A 25,458-nucleotide genomic window follows, 5' to 3' on the forward strand; every position below is an offset into this window, starting at 1 on the left:
CACCTCCCACGGAACGCCTCGATGACCCGCACTGCTGCCTGGCTGGCCTGCCTGCTGTTGATGTCCGCACCTGCCTGGGCCAGCGAGGCTACCGTGACCGGCAAGGTTTACCAGGAGCGCGACGGCAAGCCTGGCCGTGGTCCCACCGACCCGGCCCTGGCGGGGGTGCAGGTCTCCAACGGTGAACAGATCGTGCGCACCGCGGCCGACGGCAGCTACAGCCTGCCGGTGCGCGATGGCCAGACCGTGTTCGTGATCAAGCCCGAGGAATTCCGTTTCCCCGCCGCTGCCAACGGCATGCCCAGCTACTGGCGACACTACGCCCCGCAGGGTTCGCCGCAACTCAAGTACGACGGCATCGCCGCAACCGGCGCCAATGTGCGCAACTGGGATTTCGCGCTGGAGCCGGACAAGGATGCCGATGCCGCCCGGGCCGGCTTCGAGATGCTGGTGTTCACCGATCCGCAGACCGCCAGCCGCCAGGACGTGGGCTACTACCGGCGCGCCATCGTCGAGCCGATCATCGGCAAGCATCCGGCGCGGCTGGGCACCACGCTGGGCGACATCGCCAACGACGATCTGTCCCTGTACCCGCAGATCAACAAGGCCACCGCCCAGTTGCAGGTGCCGTGGTTCCATGTGCCGGGCAACCACGACCTGGACATGGATGCCGGGGACGACCGCCATTCGCTGGACAGCTGGCGCGCGGTCTATGGCCCGGACACCTACGCGGTGGAAGAGGGCGGTGCCAGCTTCGTGTTCCTGGATGACGTGGTCTACGACCCCACCGCGAAGCCAAAGTACATCGGCGGCCTGCGCCTGGACCAGTTCACCTTCCTGGCCAACTACCTCAAGAGCGTGCCGCGTGATCGCCTGCTGGTGCTTGGCATGCACATTCCACTGTTCGATGCCGCGCCTGGCCGCGAGACCTTCCGCCACGCCGACCGCACGCGCCTGTTCGCCCTGCTCAAGGATTTCCCGAACGTGCTGGTTCTCAGTGGGCACAGCCACACCCAGCAGCACTACTACCACGGTGCGGCCGAAGGCTGGCAGGGCAGCAAGCCGCTGCATGAGTACAACGTGGGCGCGGCCTGCGGTGCGTTCTGGTCAGGGGTGAAAGACAGCAGCGGCATTCCCGATGCCACGATGAGTGACGGGACGCCGAATGGCTACGCAGTGCTCACGGTGAAGCTTGGCGGCGAATACGGCCTGCGCTATTACGTGGCGCGTGCCCCGGATGATTACCAGATCGCCCTGCACGCGCCCAAGGTGCTGCGCAGGGGCGCCTATCCGGCCTGGGGCGTGTACGCCAACGTGTTCATGGGCCAGGCCGACACGCTGGTGGAGTACCGCGTCGACGATGGCGCGTGGCAGAGCATGAAGCGTGTGGAGCAGCCGGACCCACGCGTGATGGTCGAGAACGTCGCCGACGACACCGCCGAACGCCTGCGCGGTTTCGACCGCTCGCCCGAAGCCACGCCCTCGCCGCACCTCTGGCGGGGCGTGCTTCCGACCGATCTGCCCGCCGGCGACCACAAGGTGGACGTGCGGGCCGTCCACGCGGACGGCCCGACCGCAACGGCCAGCACCACCTACCGCCTCCAGGCTGCCAATCCGTAACCCCGGAGCGCAATACGCTTCGGTACGGCGCGTACTGCTTTGCAAAGCCAACACGATCACCGAAAATTCCGGCAATGACATCGAATCCACCCAAGGCCTGCGCGTGAGCGTCGTAACACCGTTCCCGGACGCGCATCCGGGCCACCCGCGCCCGGGTCCAGCAGGCGACACGTTGATCGTCGCCGACGTGGGCGGCACCTATGCACGCCTCGCCTTGGCGGAGGTGGTACCCGGGCAGGCGCCACGCATCTGCAACCTTCGCCGTTTTGCCTGCGCCGAGTTCCCCAGCCTGGCCGCCATCCTTGCCGCGTTCCGGGCCTCGCAGCACCTGGCGCCGGCCACCGCCGTGGTGGCCATCGCCGGGTTGCTGGAAGGCGACCACCTGGTCAACACCAACCTGCCGTGGCCGGTCTCCGTGGCGGACACGCGCCGCGATGCCGGGCTCGCCACGCTGGACCTGATCAACGACTTCGAAGCGGTCGCGTACGCGATCCCGCACGTCGCCCCTGAGACGCTGGTGGCATTGAACAGCCAACCGGCCGACGGCAGCCGCTGGCCCGCCCTGGTACTGGGCCCGGGCACGGGGCTGGGCGGTGCACTGCGTTTTGAAGCCGGTGCGCGTGCCGTGCTCGCCAGCGAGGCTGGCCACGCCGCGCTCGGCGCCGGCAATGCGCTGGAACTGCAGGTGCTGCAGCAGATGCTGGCGCGCTGGGAGCACGTGGACAACGAGCGCATCCTGTCCGGCAGCGGCCTGATGAACCTGTATCCATGCCTGTGCGGAATTCGCGGGGTGGAACCGCAGTGGGCCACGCCGGAAGCCTTGATCACCGCCGCGAATGCGGGCGATGACGCACTGGCGGTTGAAACGATGGAGGTGTTCTGCGGCTGGTTGGGCAGCCTGGCCGGCGACCTGGCGGTGACCTTCGGCGCGCGCTCGGTGTACCTGGCCGGCGGCATCTCCAGCCACGTGGCGCGCTTCCTCGACGATGGCCACTTCCGCAGCCGTTTCCTGGCCAAGGGTGTGATGCGCCGGGTGCTGGAGCAGGTGCCCGTGTGGCGCGTCGAACATGGTGAGCTGGGCGTGGTCGGCGCTGCCGTATGGCACGCCGAACATCGCTGCGCGGCCGCATAGGCATTCTTTTCCCGGCCCTCCCGGGCCGGTTCATGGCGTTGGGAGAGCAACGAGTGACTGATCGCAGGCAATTCCTCCAGGCCAGTGCGCTGGCCGCAGGTGTCATGGCATTCCCACGCGTGCAGGCGCAGGCCAGCGGCCGCGCCCGGGTGGTGTCCACCTGGGATTTCGGCGTAGGGGCGAACCAGGCGGCGTGGAAGGTGTTGTCCATCGGCGGCAGTGCGCTGGACGCGGTGGAAACCGGGGCGCGCTGGGCGGAAAGCGAGCTGTGCAATCCCACGGTGGGGCGTTGCGGCAATCCGGACCGTGACGGAGTCCTGAGCCTGGATGCGAGCATCATGGCCGGCGATGGCCGCTGTGGCTCGGTGGCCGCGTTGAGCGACATCCTGCATCCGGTATCCGTCGCGCGCAAGGTGATGGAACAGACCCCCCACGTGATGCTGGTGGGCGAGGGCGCCCAGCAGTTCGCCATGCAGCAGGGCTTCAAGCGCGAGAAGCTGCTCACCGCGGCTGCCGAAACCTCCTGGCGCGAGTGGTTGAAGACCGCGCAGTACACGCCCGAGATCAATGCCGAACGACGCACCCGTCCGGGCGACAGCAGCAACCACGACACGCTGGGCATCCTCGCCATCGACAGCCAGGGCCAGCTGGCCGGTGCCTGCACCACCAGCGGCATGGCGTGGAAGCTGCATGGTCGGGTGGGCGACAGCCCGATCATCGGTGCCGGCCTGTACGTGGACAATGATGTCGGCGCGGCAACTGCCTCGGGCGTGGGCGAGGAAATGATCCGCAACGCAGCGTCATTCCTGGTGGTCGAACTGATGCGCCAGGGCCGATCTCCGGCAGAAGCCTGCCGCGAAGCGATCGCACGGGTGGTACGCAAGCGACCCGAAGCCAGCAAGACGCTGCAGGTCTGCTTCCTTGCGTTGGACCGCAATGGCGAGGTCGGCGCGTACGCATTGCATCGCGGTTTTGTCTACGCGGTCTGCGACAAGGACCGCCAGGATGACCTGCGCGATTCGGCCTCGGTATACACCAGCGGGCAGACCTGAGCATGCTGCGGCATACCCTTGAGATCGCCTCGAATTCGGTGGCATCTGCGCTCGCAGCGCAGCAGGGCGGTGCCGACCGCATCGAGCTGTTCGACAATCTGGCCGAGGGCGGCACCACGCCGTCCCACGGCAGCATCGCGGTGGCGAGGGATCGGTTGCAGATACCGCTGTTCGTGCTGATCCGACCACGTCCGGGCGACTTCCGCTACGACGCCCTGGAGACCGACATCATGCTGCGTGACATCGCGCAATGCCGGCAGCTGGGTTGCGAGGGGGTGGTGATCGGTGCGCTGGATGCGGACGGCGACATCGACACCGCGCTGTGCCGTGAGCTGGTCGCCGCCGCCGGGCCGCTGGGCGTGACCTTCCACCGCGCCTTCGACGCCGCACGCGACCTGCCAGCGGCGTTGGAGCAGGTGATCGCACTGGGCTGCCAGCGGGTGCTGAGCTCCGGTGGCAAGGCCAGCGCGGAAGCAGGCAGTGCGATGCTGGCCCAGTTGGTCGCGCAAGCAGGTGATCGCCTGTCGGTGATGGCGGGCGCGGGCATTGGCCCGGGCAACGTCGCCCGTATCGCGACAGCCACCGGATGCCGTGAACTGCATGCATCTGCCAAGGCGACTCGCGTTTCCGGGATGCGTTATCGCAATGCCGACCTGCGTGGCCTGGACAACGACCGGACGCAGACAGATGCCAACATCGTGGCTGGGTTGCGCACTGCGCTGGACGGTTTCGTCTCGTAAGGCAACAGCAACAGCAACAGCAGCGTCTCCAATGCTACGAGCAGGGAGGCAGTCGGGCAGCCCCTTACGGGACACGCCGCAAGTACGTCCTTGTAGGCTTGGCAAAACTTGCGCGTATACGCAATCCTGCGTACACGGCAAGGCCGGGGTTGGGCGTCCTGCCCAACCCGTCCGGCGCATGCGCCGAACCCATGTTTTTGACAGTCCCTACAGGGGCTGCCCGCCTGCCTCCCTCCATAAGTGGTCGCGGGCGGATAGCAAAATCAGACACGCGTGGCGTGTCCCTACGCGGTGTCGCTGGTAGGTTCGGTTCCCGAACGAACACACGGAACGCACCAGCGTCCGGTAACGCATGGAATTGATCGGCACCGCCGTTGACCTTCCCGTGGCCCCCAACGCACCCGCCGGCCCAGCTCAGGCCATGCGCAGGCCCACAGGCTGTTCGCCCAAATGCATGAGGCAGCCACGCAGGTGAACTGACCCCCATACCCGCCGGCCCTGCACGCGTACGCGCAGACTACGGCTTCTGCGTTGCGTACCGACCAACGGTCGGCACCAACAACCAAGCCCAAGAAAAAACGACAACCGCCTATGCAAGCGCGGTTGTCGTGGAGGAGCGTTGCTCCCGCCCGAAGGCGGGGTAGGATTGACGCTTAGAACTTGTAGGTCGCGCCGAAGTACAGCTGGCGGCCCGAGTACAGGCTGGAGATCAGACGGGCATCGGTATCGTTGCCGAGGTGGATGCGCTGTTCTTCCTTGGTGGCATTCAACACGGAGGCGGTGAAGGTCAGCGCGTCGGTGAAGTTGTAGGCCACGTTGAGGTCGAGCTGTGCGTACGGCTCGGTGTACTCGGTCATGCCACCGTTCAGGCCGCCGACCACTTCGCCGCGGCGGTTGTACGAGGCACGCGCCAGGAACTTGTCGCTCTCGTAGAACACCGTCACGTTGGCCTGGTTCTTGGCACTGCCGACCAGCGGCGACGAACCAATGCTCTCACCGTCAAGCACGATCGAAGCCAGGTTGGTGTCGTTGTAGGTGTAGTTGGCCTGCACGCCGAAGCCCATGTCGAACGTGTACTGGCCGTACAGTTCCACACCCTGCGAGACGCCATCGCGACCGTTGGCCTGGGTCTCGTAATCCTGCACCGTGACCGACTCACCACCGACCACCATCTGCACGTCACGCACCACCGGCACCGTGAAGTTGTCCACGTTCTTGCGGAACAGGCCGATGCCCGCCACCGCGCCCGGCTGGAAGTACCACTCCAGGCCGACGTCGAACTGCGTTGCTTCGAACGGCTCCAGGTCCTTGTTGCTGCCGTGGCCCTGCCACCCTTCCTGCGGTGCACCACCAGCGACGCGGCGATCATTCACGTACTCGGCGCTGAAGTAGCTCAGCGCGCCCGGTGCCGCGATGCTGGTGTAGCTCGGACGGGCAATGACTTTGGAGGCCGCGCCGCGCAGCACCAGATTGTCGGTGATGTCCCAGGCGATGTTGAAGCTCGGCAGGAAGTCGGTATAGGTCTTGTCCGTGCCGATCAGCTCGAACGACTTCTGGCGTGCCAGGCTGTCGGGCAGGCGGATGAAGCCGCTTTCGCACCCGTAGTTCGGGAACGCCGCTGCGGCCGGGTCGTTGCACGACATCGGCGCGCCCGAGGCGTTGTCCAGGAAGTAGTCGTTGAAGCGCTCGATCGAATCGCTCGACTGCGCGAACTGCTCGGTACGCACCACGCGCACGCCCACGTTGCCGCGCAGGCGCTCGGTACGGAAGTTGGCCTGGAAGTAACCGGCGTACACCTTCTCGTTGACGTTGTAGACGAAGTCGTCCTCGGTGCGGTTGTGCGAACCGCCGTAGCGATCGTTGAGGTAGTTGATGTACGCCGGGTAATCGATGCCCGGGAACACGTTGGCGTCGAAACCGCCACGGATGCCGGAGATCGGGTTGGACAGGAAGAAGCCCGGCTGCGCGATGCCCGCGGTATTGTCACAGCCTGCCTGATAGCGGTTGTTGTCGTAGTCGGCCGGGTCGGTGCCCTGGCACACCCAATAGGTATTGCCGGTATTGCGGTGGACCTTGCCATCACTGTACTTGGCGCCGAACTGGAACGAATCCAGCCAGCCGCTCTCGAACAGCTTGGTGAAGTCGGCCTGGAAGTGGTTCTGCTTGACCTCCGTCTGCATCCACGACGAATCGGTCGAGCCGGTGTCCACTTCAGCAATGCCGTTCATCAACTGCTGCTGCAGGTCGGGCGAGAACGTGGCCGACGGCGTGCCGGTCAGGTCCCATGCCGAATACTGGTTGCCGGTCTGCCACACGCCATCGACACGGCGGCGGGGCTTGGCCGACATGCGGAAGTTCATCGACGGGCCACCTTCGGACCACGTGCGGCCACCGCTGAACGATGCCTTCCACAGCGGGCTGATGTCCCAGTCGATGCTCAGGTCGGCCGTCTGCGACAGCGCCTTTTCGCGGCTGTAGCCGCCGGTCAGCTGCGGGGTGGGGATGGTGCAGTCGTCCGGACCCCAGCCACCCGGGGCCAGGCCGGCCGCTGCGGCCTCGTCTTCGCTGCAGTAGTAGGCCTTGCCGGGAATCTTCTCGAACTGCGCACCGGTGACGATGCTGCCGCTCGGGTCCATGGTCAGCCCGTTCAACAGGCGACCACCGGCCCAGTTGCCGTCCTGGTTGTAGCGCGCCATGTTCCATTCCGGAATCTTCAGCATGTTCTGGGTGTAATCACCCTCCAGCTCGAAGCGGAAGTAGTTCGCGGTCAGCGTAACGTTGTCGGTTGGCTTGAACTGGAAGGTGAACTGGCCACCCTTGCGCTCGCGCTCTTCTTCCTTGACGGCGAAGTTCACCGAGGTGGGCATGAAGAAATCAGTGTAGTTGCGGCCGTTCTGGTCGTTGAAACCGGAGTTGCCCCACCAGTAGTTCACGCCGCCCTGGTTCATCAGGTTGCCGTTGACATCACGCGCGGTGGTGTCGGTGCCATACCACTGGTAGTTCTCGGTGGTGGCTTCCATGGTGCGGCTGGTGCGCTTCTGCTGGGTCACGCCGACCAGCACGCCGAAGCGCTCATCTTCGCTGTGCCAGGAATACAGCGCCGACGCCTGCGGATCCACGTCCTGGCTGGTGTCCGAGGACGTGCCTTCCAGATTGACGTAGCCGGAGTTGGATTCCATTTCCAGCGGGCGGCGGGTGTGCAGGATGACCGTACCGCCGATGCCGCCTTCGTCGATGCGCGCTTCGGGCGACTTGAACAGCTCGGCGCTGGACAGCATGTTCGACGGCAGCAGGGTGTAGTTGAACGAACGGCTCGCCTCGTCATTGGTTTCCGAGGTGGCGATGTAGTTGCCGTTCAACTGGGTCAGGGTCAGGTCCGGGTCAAGACCGCGCACGCTGACGCTCTTGCCTTCGCCGCCGTCACGGGTGATCACCACGCCTGGCACGCGCTGCAGTGAATCGGCGACGTTCTTGTCGGGGAACTTGCCCACGTCCTCGGCGGTGATCACTTCGACCACGGCGTTGGCGTCGCGCTTCTGCTGCAGGCTCTTTTCGATCGCGTAGCGGTAGCCGGTTACCTGCACACTGTCGAGCGTGGTCGCCGAGGGGGCCTCGGATGGCGTCGTGGCCTGCTGGGCAAAGGCGGCAGCCGGCACGAAGGCGGCGGTGGCCAATGCAAAGGTGATGGCGGCCGACAACGCGTCGCGGCCGTACTTGCGGGACATCTGGTTCATTCCACTCTCTCCCTTGGATTGAATCGTTTGGCTGACACGTTGTATCGATCTAAATTCGGAGGCCCAAGTGGGCGGATTTCTGGTTGCCCAGCCCGCCATGGCCGGTTCTGTGACGGTTTCGGGTTGGATCGATCTAAACCGTTGGCAGCGAATTTTTAACACGGTCGGCGCAGGGAAGCATGCTGCTGCGCAATATGGACGGCGAGGGGGCAGGTGTGCATATGCGCCTTGGACAGGCAGACCCTATGTTGCGGCGCAGAATGCACATCTCAATTTGTCCATGGTTTACTTAAATCGATCTAAATTCACGTCACCGTGACTTTGGAGCGATCCAAACCATAGGACCCACTGCATGCGCCGATTGCCGTCCCGCCTCGCCCTTCCGCCCCTGCGCCGCCCGCTGGCGGGCCTGGCCTGCCTGGCCGTGCTGGCCTTCACCCCGATGCTGCAGGCCGCCCCGGCCGCGCTCGAGCGGGAGGTCAACACCTTCATCGGCAGCAAGGATGATGGCAATACGTTCCCCGGTGCCTCGGCCCCGTTTGGCCTGATCCAGGTCAGCCCGATCGGCGAGCACTATGCCGGTTGGCGCTACGACGACCCCAAGATCCGCGGCTTCGGCCATTCCTTCCTGTCCGGCGCCGGCTGCTGGGAGCAGGGCGGCCAGGTCTCGGTGCTGCCGGTCACCGGCACCATCGGCCCGGGCGGTGATTTCGATACCGACAACGCCAAGAGCTTCGACCACAAGGCCTATGCCTCCGGTTACACCCACGAAGGCGAGGTCGGCCAGGCCGGCTACTACAAGGTGCGCCTGACCAGCTACGGCGGCATCGACGCCGAAGCCACTGCGCGCACCCGCGCCGCCGCCGAGCGCTACACGTTCCCGGCCGACGCCGGCACCGGCCATGTGCTGGTCAACGTGGGCCAGGCCAACGAGCGCCATTCGGTGATCGGCAGTGTCATTGATGTGGTTGGCGACCGCGTGGTCGAAGGCAAGCTGGTCACCAAGAGCTTCTGCGGTGGCCACCAGTACACCACCTGGTTCCGCATCGAATTCGACCGCCCGTTCAAGGCCCATGGCACCTGGGGCGAGGGCGGTGGCCTGCCCGGCGCCCGCCATGGCATGGAAGGCGAGCTCAAGCCCAGCGGCGCGTGGCTGAGCTTCGACCTGTCCAAGGGCCGCGCGGTAACCGCCGTCAGCGCGATTTCGCACGTGGACGCCGACGGCGCACGCGCCAACCTGCGCAGCGACGGCATGCAGGACGGCCGCCTGCTCGGCTTCGAGCGCATGCGCACCCTTGCGCAGCAGCAGTGGCGCAGGGAACTGTCCACCGTGCGCGTGGACAGCAAGCATGCCGACGACCGCACCGTGCTCTACACCGCGCTGTACCACGCGCTGCTGCAGCCGCTGACGGGGAGCGATGCCGACGGCCGCTACCGTGGCTATGACGACAACATCCACCGTGCCGACGGCTGGACCTACTACGAGTATTTCTCGCTGTGGGATACCTACCGTGCGCAGAACCAGTGGCTCGCGCTGACCCGCCCGCAGGTGACCAGGGATATCGGCCGCAGCCTGCTGGCCATCAACGAGCAGGGCGGTTGGCTGCCGCGCTGGGGCTACGCGAACTTCGAAACCAACATCATGACCGGTGATCCGGTCACCCCGTTCATGGTCGACCTGTGGCGCTTCGGCGCGCTGGCCGGGCGCGAAGCCGAGGCCTACACGGCACTGCGCCGCAATGCGTTCGAGCTGCCGCCGATGAACTCGCGACATGCCGGCCGCTCGGGCAACCCGGGCTATGTGGAGAACGGCTACGTTGCCTACGACCGCGCCTTCCCATCCAAGGGCATGGATGTCGATCCGCACCACGGCGGCTCGGCCACGCTGGAATATGCACTGGCCGACTGCGCGCTGGCGCAGATGGCCGATGGCCTGGGCCACACCGACGATGCCGGCGTGCTGCGCCAGCGCGGCCGCAACTGGCAGAAGGTGTGGGACCCCAGTGTGCGCGACGAGGAAACCGGCATGAGCGGCTTCCCGCGCCCGCGCATGGAGGATGGCAAGTGGTATCTGCCGGCCGACGGGCATTACAGCCCGCGTTCGCACCACGGGTTCCATGAAGGCACCGCGTGGCAGTACCAGTGGCTGGCCCAGCAGGACATCCCCGGCCTGGTCCAGGCCATGCACGGCCGCGACAACGCCGGCAAGCGCCTGGATGCCTTCTTCGCCTACGACGCCCTGCTGCAGTCGCCGCTGCAGGCCGCCCGCAAGGAATGGGTGGTGGGCCCGTACAGCTACTACAACCAGTACCGCTACAACCCCAACAATGAGCCGGACCTGCACGCCCCGTGGATGTACACGCTGATCGGCCAGCCGTGGAAGACCGCCACCGTGGTGCGCGCCGCGCAGCAGCTGTTCACCAACGCGCCCAACGGCGTCACTGGCAACGATGACCTGGGCACCATGTCGGCGTGGTACCTGTTCAGCGCGCTGGGCCTGTACCCGGCGGTGCCGGGCAGCGGCGAGTTCCTGCTGCACACCCCGCGCTTCGCCAAGGTCGAGGTCGACCTCGGCCAGGGCCGCACGCTGCGCCTGCAGGCACCCGGTGCCGACGGCCGCAAGCTGCAGTACGTGCAGGGCGTGCAGGTCGATGGCCAGGCGCATGCCCCGGTCTGGCTGGACTGGAACCGCCTGCAGCAGGGCGGCACCATCGCCTACACCCTGGGCGACACCGCACCGGAAACGGGTTGGGGTACCCAGGTCGGCGCCCTGCCGGTGTCGTACTGCGCCACCCCGGGGGCCGCGCTGGAATGAGCCCGCAGGCAGCGATCCGTTGACCGATGTGATCGTTTAGGCTTGCAGGACCATGAGGACGCCGACGCCACGATGAAAAAGGACACTTCCGCTGCCAAGGGAACCCGCGCCAGCACGCCCCGTGCCGGTGCCGCACGTGCGGTCACCGTGACCGACATCGCCGATGCCATCGGCGTGTCGCGCGCCACGGTGTCGCTGGTGCTGCGGGGCAGCCCGCTGGTCAATGTCGACACCCGCGCGCGGGTGGAGGCCGAACTGCGCCGGCAGCGCTATGTGTATAACCGGGGCGCAGCCAACCTGCGCCGCCGGACCTCGACCAGCGTGGCACTGGTCATCAACGACCTGTCCAACCCGTTCTTCGCCGAATTCGCGTCCGGCGTCGACGAGGCGCTGGGCGCGAAGGGCTACGTGACCCTGCTGGGCAGCACCGGTGAATCGCCGGTGCGGCAGCAGGCGGTGCTGACCACGCTGATGGAGCACACCCCGGCCGGCCTCATCCTGTCGCCCGCCGAGGGCAGCGATGCCACCGAGGTACGCCAGGCCGTGGGCTATGCCAACGTGCTGCTGTTCAACCGCGAGCTCAAGGGCGGCGACTGGGATTTCCTCACCCTGGACAACCAGCAGGGTGCTTACCTGGCCACCCGCCACCTGATCGAACAGGGTCATCGCCGTATCGCCTTCTTCGGCGGCCATGCCGAGTCCAGCTCCTGCCACCAGCGCCGCACCGGCTATGCGCAGGCGTTGGCCGAAGCGGGCCTGTCGGTGCAGCAGGACTGGCTGATCGAATCGGCGCCCAACCGACTCGAAGCCGCAGCGCGTTCAGGCGAGCTGTTCGCCGGCGACGTGCCCACCGCGGCGGTCTGCTACAACGACACCGTGGCCCTGGGCCTGATGCTGGGCCTGGCGTCCCGCGGCGTGCAGCCCGGCCGCGATTTTGCGGTCACCGGTTTCGATGACATCTCCGAAGCAGCGGTCGCCTTGCCGCCGCTGACCACCCTTACCGTCAATCCGCGCGAGCGCGGTCGCCAGGCGGCCGAACTGCTGTTGCAGCGGCTGGACGATCCCACCGCCGCACCGCGCCATACCGTGGCGCCGGTGCAGCTCCGTATCCGTGACAGCAGCGGCCCCGCCGTCGGCTGATCCCGTTCCCTTTCACCTGCCCGCGCATTGAGGCGCGTTACGCATGCCCATTTCTCCAATGCATCGCCCGCCGACATCGTCATCCGCCGCACCCGTGGTCAACACGCGCGTGGCGTTGGCGGTGGCCACCACTATTTTCTTCATGTGGGGCTTCCTGACCTGTCTCAACGACATCCTGATTCCGCACCTGAAGGCGGTGTTCGAACTGAACTACGCCAAGGCGATGCTGGTGCAGTTCACCTTCTTCGGTGCGTACTTCCTGATGTCGCTGCCCGCCGGTCGGCTGGTGGCGTACCTGGGCTACAAGAAGGGCATCGTCGCCGGCCTGGCCATCGCCGCGGTGGGCGCGCTGGGCTTCTGGCCGGCCGCCGAACTGCGGGTATATGAAGCGTTCCTCGGCGCGCTGTTCGTGCTGGCCACCGGCATCACCGTGCTGCAGGTGGCCGCCAACCCCTACGTGGCGCTGCTGGGCCCGGAACAGACCGCATCGAGCCGCTTGACCCTGGCGCAGGCGTTGAACTCGCTGGGCACGGCGATCGCGCCGATCTTCGGTGGCCTGCTGATTCTCGGCAACACGGTCAAGAGCGCGGATGAGTTGAACGCGCTGGGCGCGGCCGAACAGCTGGCCTATCGAACCCAGGAAGCGCAGTCGGTGCAGGGTCCGTACGTGGGCCTGGCGATCGCGCTGGCGCTGCTGGCGGTGTTTGTGTACCTGTTCCGCCTGCCCGCGCTGAATGAAACCACCGAACAGGCAGACCCGGTCAAGCACACCCTGATGGATGCGCTGCGCCACCGCCATGTGACCTTCGGGGTGCTGGGCATCTTCTTCTACGTCGGTGCGGAAGTATCCATCGGCAGTTTCCTGGTCAACTACCTCTCCATGCCCAACATCGGTGGGCTCACCGAACAGCAGGCCACCGGCTATGTGTCCGCGTACTGGACCATGGCGATGATCGGTCGCTTTGCCGGTTCGGCGATCATGACCCGGTTCTCGCCGCGCCGCCTGCTGACGCTGTTCGCTGCAGCGAATGCCGCGCTGCTGGCCGTGACCCTGGCCAGCGAAGGACACGTGGCGATGTACTCGGTGGTGGCCATCGGCCTGTTCAACTCGATCATGTTCCCGACCATTTTCGCGCTCAGCATCGAGCGCCTGGGCGCGCTGACCAACAAGGCCTCCAGCCTGCTGATCATGGCCATCGTCGGTGGCGCCATCATTCCGTTCCTGCAGGGCCTGCTGGCCGACCGTATCGGCCTGCACCTGTCTTTCATCCTGCCGTTGCTGTGCTACGGCTACATCCTCTTCTACGGCGTGTGGGGCTCGCGCCCGAGCGCCGGTTTCAGCCAGGGGGGCTGAGCGCGTCATGACCAAGATTGTTTGTTTCGGCGAAATTTTGATCGATCTACTTGCGCAGCCGCCGGCCACGCCGGACACGCCGCGCGCGTTCCTGCAGTACGCCGGCGGCGCCCCCGCCAACGTCGCCGTGGCCGCCGCGCGGCTGGGGGCGGACACCCATTTCGCCGGCATGCTCGGCCAGGACATGTTCGGCGACTTCCTTGCCGAGAGCCTGGCCAGTGCCGGGGTCGCCACCGACTGCATCGTGCGTACCGACGCGGCCAAGACCGCGCTGGCGTTCGTGGCGCTCGACGCGCACGGCGAGCGCAGTTTCAGCTTCTACCGGCCGCCGGCCGCGGACCTGCTGTTCCGCGCGGAGCATTTCAGCCCGGCCTGTTTCGACGGCACCCGCAGTTTCCATGTGTGCTCCAACAGCCTGACCGAAGCGGCCATCGCCCAGGCCACGCTGCAGGGCATGCAGCGCGCCCGCGCCGCAGGCGCGATGGTCAGCCTGGACCTCAACCTGCGCCCGGCGCTGTGGCCGGCCGATGTCGACCCGACCGCGCAGCTGTGGGAAGCGCTGTTGCTGGCCGACCTGGTCAAGCTCTCGCGCGAAGAGCTCGAGTACCTGGCCGCGCCGCTGGGCGCGGACGGCAGTGCGGTGGTCATCCAGCGCCTGCTCGCTGCCCATGCGCAGGCGGTGGTGGTCACCGATGGCGCCGCCCCGATGCGCTGGCACACCCGCCATGGCAACGGCGTGGTGACCGGCTTCCAGGTGCATACCGTGGACACCACCGCCGCAGGCGATGCGTTCGTGGGCGGGCTGCTGTTCGCGCTCGGTGAGCGCGGTGCCGATGGCGATGCGTTCGTCGACTTCTGCCGCGACGCGGCCGGCCTGCAGGACGCCATCCGTTTCGGCGCTGCCGTCGGCGCGCTGGCGGTGACCCGCAAGGGCGCGTTCGCCGCGATGCCGAGCCTGGCCGATGTCCAGACACTGCTGCAGCAACAACAGGAAACCGCCGCATGACCACCGCCATTCCCGCCCAGCCTGATTTCCGTTCGCCGGAATTCCTGCGCGCGCACATCGCGCAGAGCATGGCGTTCTACCAGCCGCACGAGATCGACCCCAACGGCGGCTTCTTCCACTACTACCTGGACGATGGCACGGTCTACGACGCCAGCCACCGCCACCTTGTGAGCAGCACCCGGTTCGTGTTCAACCACGCCATGGCCTACCGTGAATTCGGCGAGGCGGACGACCTGAAGGCCGTCGAGCACGGCATCCGCTACCTGCGCGAGGTGCACCGCAACCCGGCCACCGGCGGTTATGCGTGGACCCTGCGCGATGGCGTGGTCGAAGATGCCACCAACCACTGCTACGGCGTGGCCTTCGTGCTGCTGGCCTACAGCTGCGCGCTGAAGGCCGGCATCGGCGAAGCACGTGCGTGGATGGATGAGACCTGGGAACTGCTGGAAAAGCGCTTCTGGGAACCCGGGTTCGGTCTGTACAAGGACGAAGCGGACGCCGACTGGAACTTCAGCGACTATCGCGGCCAGAACGCCAACATGCACATGTGCGAAGCGATGCTGGCTGCGTTCGAGGCCAGTGGCGAAGCCCGCTACCGCGACCGCGCGCTGCTGCTGGCCGACCACATGACCAGGCGCCAGGCCGCGCAGGGCGAGGGGCTGGTGTGGGAGCACTACGACCCGCAGTGGCAGATCGACTGGAACTACAACCTCGACAACCCCAAACACCTGTTCCGACCCTGGGGCTTCCAGCCCGGCCACCAGACCGAGTGGGCCAAGCTGCTGCTGATCCTGGACCGCCACGTTCAGGCCGACTGGCTGGTGCCGACCGCGCGGCACCTGTTCGATACCGCCGTGGCGCGCAGCTGGGACGAGGAACGCGGCGGCCTGTACTACGGCTTCGCGCCGGACGGCACGGTGTGCGACGACGACAAGTACTTCTGGGTGCAGGCCGAATCGCTGGCCACCGCCGCGCTGCTGGCCGCGCGTACCGGTGACGCGGTGTACTGGGACTGGTACGACAAGCTCTGGGCGTATGCCTGGCAGCACATGATCGACCACCAGTACGGCGCGTGGTACCGCATCCTGGATGCCGACAACCGCAAGTACAGCAACGAAAAGAGCCCGGCCGGCAAGACCGATTACCACACCATGGGCGCGTGCTACGAAGTACTCAACGTGGTGCGTTGAGTTGACCTTACAGTGAGGCGATGCATGAAGCGTTGGGCGTGGAGCGTTGGTCTGGTTCTGTTGCTTGCGCTTCATGCGCTGCCCGCGGGCGCGGCGCAGCTGCGGGCGCAGTGGTCGTTCCGGCTGCTGCCGGGCAACGTGCAGCTGAAGGCGCATCCGGAGGCGGGCCAGTGGCGGCCCGCGACGGTGCCGGGGTCGGTGCACACCGACCTGCTGGCGCACGAACTCATTCCGGACCCGTATGCCGGTGCGCCCGAAGCCGGGTTGCAGTGGATCGGCTTGGCCGACTGGGAGTACCAGGCCCGCTTCGACGTGGACGCCGCTACCCTGGCCGACACGCATGCGGAACTGGCGTTTGAGGGCCTGGATACCTTCGCGGAAGTGAGCCTCAATGATCGGGCGCTGCTGCGCGCCGACAACAGCCACCGCACTTGGCGGGCGCGGGTGGATGGGCAGCTGAAGCCCACCGGCAACGTGTTGCGGATCGTGTTCCGTTCGCCAATCGCCACGCTGCTGCCCGGCGTGCAGGCGATGCCGCACAAGATCGCCGGCAACTATCCCTCGCCCTACGGCGATGAGCCGCGCGATGCGATGGTCGGCAACTTCGTGCGCAAGCCGGGATATCACTTCGGCTGGGACTGGGGCCCGCGTTATGTGACCGCCGGGATCTGGCGCCCGGTGCAGCTGGAAAGCTGGAACGCGCAGCGGATCACCGACGTTGCCGTGCAGACGCTGGCGCTGGATGCGCGCCGTGCGGACCTGAAGGTTGAGGTGGAGGTGGACAGCGCCGCTGCGCGCAGTGTTCCGCTCAGCGTCTCCTTCATTGATCCGGACGGTCGCGTAGCTGCCACGGTGGAAAAGACGGCGGCGCTGCGCGCCGGCCAACAGCGGGTGTCGGTGCCGGTGACGCTGGACCGCCCGCGCCGCTGGTGGCCGGTTGGCCATGGCGAGCAGGCGCGCTACACCGTGCGCGTGGTTGCCGCGGCGGGTACCCCGGATGCAATGGAGTACGCCATGCGCACCGGGCTGCGCACGGTGGCGCTGCGGCGCGAGAACGACGCCCACGGCGGCCAGGGCTTCGCCTTTGTCATCAATGGCGTGCCGATCTTCGCCAAGGGCGCCAACGTGATTCCGTTCGACATGTTCCCGGCCCGGGTCGATCCTGCTCGGATCCGCCGCGAGCTGACCGCCGCGCGCGACGCCAACATGAACATGCTGCGCAACTGGGGCGGTGGCTACTACGAGGACCACGCGTTCTACGACATCGCCGACGAACTGGGCCTGCTTGTCTGGCAGGATTTCATGTTCGGCGGCGGCATGCAGCCCGGCTATGATCCGGCGTTCCGCGCCAACGTGGTGGCCGAAGCGCGCGACAACGTGCGCCGGCTGCGCGCGCATCCCAGCGTGGTGCTGTGGTGTGGCAACAACGAAGAAGAAACCGCGTGGAAGGATTGGGGCCATGGTCGCGACCTGAAAGCGGCCGATCCCGCATTTGCCGAACGCGTCTGGCAGGGCTACGTCGACCTGTTCGGCAACGACCTGCGCAGCGTGGTGGCCGAAGAGGGACTGGGCGTGCCGTACTGGTCCAGCTCGCCGAGCAACGACCTCGATACGGTGGCCAATGATTCCACCCGTGGCGACAAGCATTACTGGCAGGTATGGGGCAACCCGGCGCTGCCGGTGCAGGCCTACCTGCGCGAAACCCCGCGGTTCATGTCCGAATACGGGCTGCAGGCGTGGCCGGCGCTGCGCACGCTCGAAGGCATCATCCCGGCGGACGAGCTGCGCGTGGACAGCGCCACCGTGCGCGCGCACCAGAAGTTCATGGCGGGCGAGGGCAACCAGCGCCTGCTGCAGTACGTGGAGCGCGAGTTCGGCACGCCGCGCGATTTCCCCGATTTCGTCTACCTGAGCCAGGTGATGCAGGCAGAAGGCATCGCGCTGGCCGCGCTGCACCACCGCGCCTCACGGCCTTACACGATGGGCTCGCTGTACTGGCAGCTCAACGACGTGTGGCCGGGCGCGTCCTGGTCCAGCATCGATTACGCCGGGCGTTGGAAAGCGCTGCATTTCCATGCAAAGCGGTTCTTCGCCGACCATGCCGTGGCGGCGTTGCGTGACGAAGTCGTCACCCGGATCAGCCTGCTCAATGACCTGCAGCAGCCGCTGAAAGCGCAGTGGCGGTTGCGGGTGATGGATGTGGATGGCCGCCAGATCTCGACGCAGCAGCATGCGGTAACGGTGCCGGCGCTGTCGGCGCTGGACGTCGGGCGCTTCACCGACGCCCAGCTGCTTGGCACGGCGGATCCAACGCGTACGGTGGCCGTGGTTGAACTGCGTGATGGCACGCGCGTACTGTCGCGCCAAGTGGTGTACTTCGCTGCGGCCAAGCACATGCAGTTGCCGAAAACGAATATCGAAACGCGCTGGGTGCGGGATGGCGACGATACCGTGCTGGAGCTGCGTTCTGCGCAGCTGGCGCGTGGCGTGTGGGTGATGTTCAACGGGTTGGATGCGACCCTGGACGACAATGCGGTAGACCTGGTTCCAGATGAACCCGTGCGTATTCGGGTCAAGGCAGACGCGGACCTTGAATCCCTGAGCAGGGCCCTGCAGCTGCGCTCGGTAGCAGATGCCATGGCGGTTGACTGACAATCACATCCAACGCCGGGCAGAGTCGCAGCATAGGGAACAGTCACACCGCCCCGGCCGTGGGCTGAGGTATTGCGATGGGGATCACAGATGTGCTCAGGTCCGAGAGTGCGTCGGCTTAGGCTCTTGTTTCGTTGATATGCGGGCGTAGTGTCCACTCATCAGAGCCGTGACCGCCAACGCCAAACTCAACGAGGTGGATCATGAAAACCGCATCACTCTTTCTGCTTGTCTCAATCGCTCTGGCAAGTCCGGCCAGGGCCGACGCTCCAGACCTCCTGGACGGCGTTGCGCAACTGGACGATGCCAACAGTCGCGCATTGATGCAGCGGGAGATTGCTGGGCGACTTGCCAGAATCAAAGGTGAGGCTGACCTTCAGTCGTACCTGGAAGCGAATCGCACAACCCCGACCCCATTGGACCTGTTGTCACCAGGCGCGAAGAGGCGCTTCATCGACAGCCTTGTCTTCACGCGCAATGGCTTGGGTAGCTTCACGTACGCCGACATCCGCAACGAACTTACGTTGTCAGAGGCATATCAGGTTCTCTCCCTCTTCGGACGGGAAGCAACAGCGGCTTCAATTCGGGGGATCAGGATCGAAAGCGAGGAGGATCATTTGATTTCACGTGCAGCAGCTGGACTCCGCAACACGGATTACATGGATTACTGGTGCCGCACGACCTCGACGTGTACTCGGAAGCTTGAAGACATCTGTGTCGCCCCCGGTTGCTGAACTGTGCAGGTCTGACGCCCAGTGGCCGCCATGAAAGAACGCTTTCTCTTCGGCTTTGTTGCTTGCCTGGTATCATCGTTGGGCGGCGCTCAGGAGATATCCGGAGCAGAGAAAAATTTCAACAAGTACTACGCCGAAGTGAGAAGGATTGACGGTTCGGAGGCGTCTGCGGCAGCCAGGGAGGTGAGCAGGCTATACGAAGCCTTCTACCCTGCCGTCTCCAGGGCATAGGGCATGGTGAGCGCTTCCCCGGAGGCGCTTCACTTTCTGATACGTGCAGCGGGTGCGAAGAACTTCTACACACATGACGCGCATAGTGTTTCCGTCATCCGCTCGGCATTGAAGGCTCTCGAGTCAATCGGAAAGAGCGATCAAGGGGATTGGGACGTCTATTTCCGTTCGCTCATTCTCACCCGTGATTTTGAGGAAGCTCGACGGGCTCAGGCTGGCCGGAACGACTGGCTTCCTGCTGTTCCCTTTATCGAGCGGGAGCAAGAGCCTGCGCCTGGCGAAGCAATCGTGTGGCGAGTAGACACTGCCTCGAATACCCTCGTGCGCGAAGGAGCAGGTCTATCCACAGGCTTTCATCTTGTGGTGGTGTCCCACCCTGCATGCAAGTTCTCCAGAGCAGCAATGCATGCATTCGAACGTGACCCGGCTCTGCAGGGTCTACCCGCGACCTGGATAGTTCCGCCTCAACGCGACCTGGATTTTGACCTGGTGGGTGACTGGAACTCCATGCATCCCACCATTCCTCTGGTGCTGACGGACAAGGTTTCGCAGTGGAACTTTGAATACTGGTCGACCCCAACCTTCTATGTGCTCAAGGATGGCGAGCCGATTCGTCACCGCGCGGGATGGGCACTGGACGGCAGCGACCGGAGCACAATGATCGAGTTCATGGCCGAAGAGTCGGAACCGAGCCGGCAGTCAACGGCGCGACACTGACTCAACGGCGGAAGTGCGTGCGCGGGTGCTGCCGCACCCACCGCTGCATCGAAGTACTCTGTCAGAGCACTATCTGCTGGAAGTTCTCCACGCGGTCATGGCCGTGCGTGGCTCCGCCGGTGCGCGGTAGCGGGTAGTCGTCCAGGCGGTCGAGCAGGCGGGTCTGCAGGCCCGCTTCACGCGCGGCATCCAGCTCTTCCACCACATCCGACAAGAACACGATCTGCCCGGCCGGCACGCCGATGGCCTTGGCGATGTTGCGGTAGCTTTCCGCCTCGCGCTTGCCGCCGATCTCGGTGTCGAACCAGCCCGACACCAGCCCGGTCAGGTCACCGGCCTCGCTGAAGCCAAAGAACTGCTTCTGCGCCGGCACCGAGCCGGACGAATACACGTACAGCGGCTTGCCTTCGGCATGCCAGCCGCTCAGCACCGGCGCCACTTCCGGATAGAAGTGCGCCTTGTACTCGCCGTTGCGGTAGCCGTCTTCCCAGATCATGCCCTGCAGCGCCTTCAGCGCCGTGTGCTTGCGGTCCTGGTCGATCCAGCCCTGCAGCGTTTCCACGATCAGGCTGTCCTCGCAGGCTCCGCCGATCTCCACCGCCACCGCATCCAGCCAGCGACGCACCTCCGGCCGCTGGCCGTGCGCGGCAACGAACGCCGGCAGCGCCTTGCGCGCATACGGAAACAGCACGTTCTTCACGAACGAAATGCTGCTGGTGGTGCCTTCGATGTCGGTGAGGATGACAGTGGGGTGGGGCATGGATCAGGACGCCTTGGTCGGAACGTAACGGGGGAATTTCTGCGCGATGTCGGTGCCGGTGAAGTGCCCGACCCAGCCATCCGGCTCGGTGAAGAAGCGGATCGCCACGAAGCTCGGCTCATCGCCCATGTCGAACCAGTGCGTGGTGCCATCCGGCACCGCGATCAGGTCGTTCTTCACGCACTCGATCTCGTAGACCTTGTCGTCCACGTGCAGCGTGAACAGCCCCGACCCGGCCACGAAGAAGCGGACCTCATCTTCCTTGTGGAAGTGCTCGTCCAGGAACTTCTTCCGCAGCTCGGCGCGGTTGGGGTTGTCCGGCGCGATCGAGGCCACGTCCACGCTCTTGAAGCCGTGCTGGGCCACCAGCCGGTCGATGTCGCTGCGGTAGGCGGCGAACACCTCGTCCTGGCTCGCCCCCGGCGCCACCTCATGGGCCGCCTGCCAGCGTTCGAAGGTCACCCCGATCTTCTCCAGCTCGGCGGCAATCAGCGCGCCGTCCTGGGTATCCAGCAGCGGGGAAGTGGGTTCATTGTGGTCGTAAATGCGCAGTCGGCTCATGGCGGCAGCTTGAACGGCGAGGGGACCTGAAAGAGTATCAGCGGCCGGCCCTGAATGGGGGCGCGACCTGATGACGCTGCGGCATGTCGCTCAGGGCCCGCGCAGCTTGCGCAGCTCCAGCTCGCAATGCAGCAGGAACTCGAACGCCTCCATGTGCCGGCGCGCCTCGGCCATGTCCCGGCCCCACGCATACAGGCCATGCCCGTCGATCAGATAGCCCCACATGCAGCCTTCATCCAGCTTGGCCTCGACCTTGGCGGCCAGCTCATCCATGTCCTGGGTGTTGGCGAACACCGGCACGTCCACCGCCGTCTCATGGGTGCTGTTGCCATGGAAGGCCTTCAGCAGCTCATACCCCTCCAGCTGGATATGCCCATTGGCCGCATACAGCCGCGAGGCAATGGTCTGCACCGGCGAATGGGTATGCAGCACGCAGCCGATCTCCGGGAACCGGCGATACAGCTGCGTATGCAGCAGCGTCTCGGCAGAAGGACGCTGCGGCCGGCCCACGGCCTTGCCGTCGAAGTCCACCACCATGATGTCGTCCTCGATCAGGCGGCCCTTGTCCTTGCCGGACACCGTGATCGCCGCATGCCGGTCATCCAGCCGGTGCGAGAAATTGCTGCTGGTCGCCGGCGTCCACCCGGCCTGGGCCAGTTCGCGGATGTTGTCGATCAGCACCTGGGCCAGTTCGCTCAGACGAGCCGTGTCGTAGGGGGCGTTGTTCATGGCGGGCATTTTAACGGCGTCTGGCGTTAAAAGCAGGTTCCCGGTCGGGCCAGGGTGTCACGACCAACGGTCGTGACCTACCGCTTTGGCCCTTGGCACCGTCACCCGTAGCGTGTCCAAGGGTGGGGCGGGTTGGGTTTGCGGGGGTGTGAGCCGCATGGATGCGGCGACCAAGCCCCCAAGGATGGGTTTACGGCGTCCCCCGCAAACCCAACCCGACCCGCCCAAACCGACGGTAACGGCAGAGCCGACGCTCTGGCTCTGGCCGTTGCCGTTGTAGTAGCCGTTCAGCCGCGCAGGCGGCTGTGCTTGAAGCTGTAACCGAAGTAGATGGCGAACCCGATCACCGTCCAGATCCCCATCAGCATCCAGTTGTGCATCGTCATCGCCGACAGCAGGGCCAGGCAGCTCAGCACACCCAGGCTGCAGATCAGCCAGGCCGCCGGAATGCGGAACGGGCGCGGCAGGTCCGGCTGCGTGCGGCGCAGGATCAGCACGCCCGCGCAGACCGCCGCAAACGCGATCAGCGTCCCCATCGACGTCAGCTCGCCCAGCACATCCAACGGGAACAGCGCCGCCAGCAGCGCAATGCCGATGCCCGTGATCACCGTATTGATGTGCGGCGTGCGGTACTTCGGGTGGATCGTCGTGAACACCTTCGGCAGAAGCCCGTCGTTGGCCATGATCATGAAGATGCGCGGCTGCGCGATCACCATCACCAGCACCACCGACGACAGCCCGATCAACGCACCGATCTCCACCACCACCCGCAGCCAGCCCAGCGTCGGGTGCGCCGCCACCGCCGTCACCACCGGCTCGTCCGTGCCCAACAGCGTGTACGGCACCAGCCCCGTCATCACCGCCGCCATCGCGATGTACAGGATCGTGCAGATCACCAGCGACAGCAGCATGCCGATCGGCATGTCGCGCTGCGGCCGGTGCGATTCCTGCGCCGCCACCGACACCGCCTCGAACCCGATGTAAGCGAAGAACACCATCGCCGCACCGCGCAGCACGCCCTCGAACCCGAACTTGCCCGGGCCCTCATTGGCCGGGATGAACGGCGTCCAGTTGGCCGGGTCCACGTACTTCCAGCCGACCACGATCACCAGGATGATCAGGCCCGTCTTCAGCACCACCATCGCCATGTTCATCGCCGACGACTTGCTGATGCCCACGTAGCACAGCCACGTCAGCAGCAGCACCAGGATCGCCGCCGGCAGGTTCGCGATCGCCCCGGTGGGGCGCAGCTGCGCATCCAGCGGCGCACTGACCAGCGCAGAAGGCAGGTAAATGTCGAAATGACTGAGCAGGCTCAGGAAGTAGCCGGTCCAGCTGACCGCCACGGCCGACGCCGACACCCCGTACTCCAGTACCAGCATCCAGCCGATGAACCACGCCGCCAGCTCGCCGAAGGTGGCGTATGTGTACGTGTAGGCGCTGCCGGAGACCGGCACCATCGAGGCGAACTCCGCATAGGCCATCGCGCAGAACGCGCAGCAGATCGCCGCCAGTACGAAGCTCAGCATGATCGCCGGGCCTGCATGGTTGGCCGCCGCCTGCCCGGTAATGACGAAGATGCCGCCGCCGATCACCGCGCCGATGCCCAGCGCGGTCAGGCCCCAGGGGCCCAGGGTGCGACGCAGACTCAGCCCGTTGGCGTCTTCATGGGCGGCGTGCGGGTGCTTGGTGGCCCACAGTTGTCTCAGCATGGGATCACGACACCTTGTTGAGCTTGCTGTGACGGATGCCGTAGCCGAAGTAGATCAGCAGGCCCAACACCGTCCAACCGACGAACAGGTGCCAATGCACCACGAACGCCTGCCAGAACAGGAACAGGCACGACAGCGCGCCCACCGGGCAGATCACCCACACCAGCGGCACCCGGAACGGTCGGGTCAGTTCCGGGCGCGTGTAGCGCAGGACCAGCACGCCGATGCAGACCGTGGCGAAGGCCAGCAGGGTACCCATCGAGACCAGCTCACCGAGCACGTTCAGCGGCATCAGGCCGGCCAGCGCAGCAGCCAGTACGCCAACGACGATCGTGGCCCAGTAGGGCGTCCGGAAGCGCTTATGGACCTTGCCGAACAGTTTCGGAATCAGGCCATCGCGCGAGATCGTGTAGGCGATGCGGGTCTGGCCCATCATCATCACCAGCACCACCGAGGAAAGACCGGCGATGGCACCGATCTCCACTGCGGTCTTGAGCCAGGACAGGCTGGCATACGGTTCCAGCGCGGTGGCTACCGGCTTGTCGGTGCCCAGCAGGTTGTACGGCATCATCCCGGTCAGCACCGCACATACGATGATGTAGACGATGGTGCACACCGCCAGCGAGCCGAGCAGGCCGATCGGCATGTTGCGCTGCGGGTCCTTGGTTTCGCCGGCTGCGGTGGAAACCGCATCGAAGCCGATGTAGGCGAAGAACACGATGGTGGCCGCACGGAACACACCGCTCCAGCCGAACTCGCCGGGTACACCGGTGTTTTCCGGAATGAACGGGGTCCAGTTCGCCATGTCGATATGCTGCGCGCCAAAGCCGATGAACAGGCAGATCACGGTGACCTTGATCGCCACGATGATCGCGTTCACGAACGCCGACTGGGTCACGCCCACGTACAGCAGGCCCGACACCGCCGCCACGATCAGCACCGCCGGCAGGTTGAACAGCTTGCCCGACGCAATGAACTCCTGTCCGGTCCAGCTGATCGGCGCCGCGCTGAGCGCGTCCGGGAACGGCATGTTCAGCGTGGTGGTGATGAAGCTGATGAGGTATGCCGACCAGCCCACCGCGACCGACGCCGAAGCGAACAGGTATTCCAGCACCAGGCACCAGCCGATGAACCAGGCCATGCCTTCGCCCAGGGTCGCGTACGAGTAGGAGTAGGCGCTGCCCGAGACCGGCATCATCGCCGCGAACTCGGCATAGCACAGACCGGCAAGGGCACACGCGAAGCCGGCGATCACGAACGACAGCATGACCGCCGGGCCGGCGTGGTTGGCGGCCGCCTGGCCGGTCAGGACGAAGATACCCGCGCCGATCACGGCGCCGATACCCAGCATGATGAGATGTTTCGCCGTGAGGGTCCTTTTCAGCGAGGCTTCGCCATCCAGGCTGCCTTCAATCGGTTCGCCGGCATCGACGTGCCCGGCCGGCTCGACCGGTTTGACCCTCAACAGAGACTTCAGCATGCAGTGCTTCCCAGGTGGACGTTGGTGCGGGGCGGGCCCCGCGAATAGATAGGTAAGTGCGCGATACGTTGCCGCGCCCTTGATTGGTGACCGGCCGCC

The 25,458-nt window shown here is 65.7% G+C and carries 19 protein-coding genes; 13 read left to right on the forward strand and 6 right to left on the reverse strand.

Annotated features, from left to right (window positions below; all coding sequences use genetic code 11):
• The first annotated feature begins 21 nt into the window (after positions 1-21).
• The 4 genes from ACTJI4_RS07965 (at position 22) to ACTJI4_RS07980 (ending at position 4,544) form a co-directional block, all read left to right on the forward strand.
• Entirely contained in the window at positions 22-1,620 is a 1,599-nt protein-coding gene (locus ACTJI4_RS07965; protein WP_440868977.1) for a calcineurin-like phosphoesterase C-terminal domain-containing protein, read from the forward strand.
• 103 nt (positions 1,621-1,723) lie between these two features.
• A complete protein-coding gene (locus ACTJI4_RS07970) occupies positions 1,724-2,752 on the forward strand; it encodes a glucokinase (RefSeq protein ID WP_392917025.1) in 1,029 nt (342 codons plus the stop codon).
• Positions 2,753-2,805: 53 nt separating this feature from the next.
• On the forward strand, positions 2,806-3,804 hold the full coding sequence (locus ACTJI4_RS07975) for a N(4)-(beta-N-acetylglucosaminyl)-L-asparaginase (protein WP_440868978.1): 999 nt from the start codon (positions 2,806-2,808) through the stop codon (positions 3,802-3,804).
• A 2-nt stretch (positions 3,805-3,806) separates the two neighbouring features.
• Positions 3,807-4,544: a copper homeostasis protein CutC gene (locus ACTJI4_RS07980; protein WP_440868979.1), complete on the forward strand. Its 738-nt coding sequence runs from the start codon at positions 3,807-3,809 to the stop codon at positions 4,542-4,544.
• 653 nt (positions 4,545-5,197) lie between these two features.
• Here ACTJI4_RS07980 and ACTJI4_RS07985 read toward each other — a convergent pair.
• Positions 5,198-8,278, reverse strand: a complete 3,081-nt coding sequence (locus ACTJI4_RS07985; RefSeq protein WP_440868980.1) for a TonB-dependent receptor — start codon at positions 8,276-8,278, stop codon at positions 5,198-5,200.
• A gap of 352 nt (positions 8,279-8,630) precedes the next feature.
• Here ACTJI4_RS07985 and ACTJI4_RS07990 point away from each other — a divergent pair, with 352 nt between their 5' ends.
• The 9 genes from ACTJI4_RS07990 to ACTJI4_RS08030 all read left to right on the forward strand — a co-directional run bounded on the left by ACTJI4_RS07990 (position 8,631) and on the right by ACTJI4_RS08030 (position 20,117).
• Entirely contained in the window at positions 8,631-11,093 is a 2,463-nt protein-coding gene (locus tag ACTJI4_RS07990; RefSeq protein ID WP_392917037.1) for a GH92 family glycosyl hydrolase, read from the forward strand.
• A gap of 72 nt (positions 11,094-11,165) precedes the next feature.
• Positions 11,166-12,233 (forward strand): LacI family DNA-binding transcriptional regulator, encoded by a 1,068-nt coding sequence (locus ACTJI4_RS07995; protein ID WP_392917040.1) that lies wholly within the window; start codon positions 11,166-11,168, stop codon positions 12,231-12,233.
• A 43-nt stretch (positions 12,234-12,276) separates the two neighbouring features.
• On the forward strand, positions 12,277-13,587 hold the full coding sequence (gene fucP, locus ACTJI4_RS08000) for an L-fucose:H+ symporter permease (protein ID WP_392917043.1): 1,311 nt from the start codon (positions 12,277-12,279) through the stop codon (positions 13,585-13,587).
• Positions 13,588-13,594: 7 nt separating this feature from the next.
• On the forward strand, positions 13,595-14,593 hold the full coding sequence (locus tag ACTJI4_RS08005) for a carbohydrate kinase family protein (RefSeq protein ID WP_392917046.1): 999 nt from the start codon (positions 13,595-13,597) through the stop codon (positions 14,591-14,593).
• On the forward strand, positions 14,590-15,783 hold the full coding sequence (locus tag ACTJI4_RS08010; RefSeq protein ID WP_440868981.1) for an AGE family epimerase/isomerase: 1,194 nt from the start codon (positions 14,590-14,592) through the stop codon (positions 15,781-15,783). Before ACTJI4_RS08005 ends, ACTJI4_RS08010 begins: the two co-directional genes overlap by 4 nt.
• Before the next feature lie 24 nt (positions 15,784-15,807).
• Positions 15,808-18,435, forward strand: coding sequence for a beta-mannosidase (locus ACTJI4_RS08015; protein ID WP_440868982.1), 2,628 nt, complete (start codon positions 15,808-15,810; stop codon positions 18,433-18,435).
• Positions 18,436-18,638: 203 nt separating this feature from the next.
• Positions 18,639-19,169, forward strand: coding sequence for a hypothetical protein (locus tag ACTJI4_RS08020; RefSeq protein ID WP_440868983.1), 531 nt, complete (start codon positions 18,639-18,641; stop codon positions 19,167-19,169).
• A gap of 30 nt (positions 19,170-19,199) precedes the next feature.
• Positions 19,200-19,400, forward strand: coding sequence for a hypothetical protein (locus ACTJI4_RS08025; RefSeq protein ID WP_440868984.1), 201 nt, complete (start codon positions 19,200-19,202; stop codon positions 19,398-19,400).
• A 3-nt stretch (positions 19,401-19,403) separates the two neighbouring features.
• The gene (locus ACTJI4_RS08030) at positions 19,404-20,117 is read left to right on the forward strand and encodes a hypothetical protein (protein WP_440868985.1); all 714 of its coding nucleotides are present in this window, start codon (positions 19,404-19,406) and stop codon (positions 20,115-20,117) included.
• A 61-nt stretch (positions 20,118-20,178) separates the two neighbouring features.
• On the opposite strand, the gene mtnC is transcribed toward ACTJI4_RS08030, so the two are convergent.
• From mtnC to ACTJI4_RS08055, 5 genes are all read right to left on the reverse strand, one after another.
• Positions 20,179-20,877, reverse strand: a complete 699-nt coding sequence (mtnC, locus tag ACTJI4_RS08035) for an acireductone synthase (RefSeq protein ID WP_440868986.1) — start codon at positions 20,875-20,877, stop codon at positions 20,179-20,181.
• 3 nt (positions 20,878-20,880) lie between these two features.
• Entirely contained in the window at positions 20,881-21,438 is a 558-nt protein-coding gene (locus tag ACTJI4_RS08040) for a 1,2-dihydroxy-3-keto-5-methylthiopentene dioxygenase (protein ID WP_440868987.1), read from the reverse strand.
• Between the two features lie 90 nt (positions 21,439-21,528).
• On the reverse strand, positions 21,529-22,167 hold the full coding sequence (locus ACTJI4_RS08045) for a methylthioribulose 1-phosphate dehydratase (protein WP_440868988.1): 639 nt from the start codon (positions 22,165-22,167) through the stop codon (positions 21,529-21,531).
• A gap of 287 nt (positions 22,168-22,454) precedes the next feature.
• Positions 22,455-23,879 (reverse strand): amino acid permease, encoded by a 1,425-nt coding sequence (locus tag ACTJI4_RS08050; RefSeq protein ID WP_440868989.1) that lies wholly within the window; start codon positions 23,877-23,879, stop codon positions 22,455-22,457.
• Between the two features lie 4 nt (positions 23,880-23,883).
• A complete protein-coding gene (locus ACTJI4_RS08055) occupies positions 23,884-25,359 on the reverse strand; it encodes an amino acid permease (protein WP_440868990.1) in 1,476 nt (491 codons plus the stop codon).
• Positions 25,360-25,458 lie beyond the last annotated feature (99 nt).

Source organism: Stenotrophomonas sp. 22385 (genome assembly GCF_052045085.1).
Classification (GTDB): domain Bacteria; phylum Pseudomonadota; class Gammaproteobacteria; order Xanthomonadales; family Xanthomonadaceae; genus Stenotrophomonas.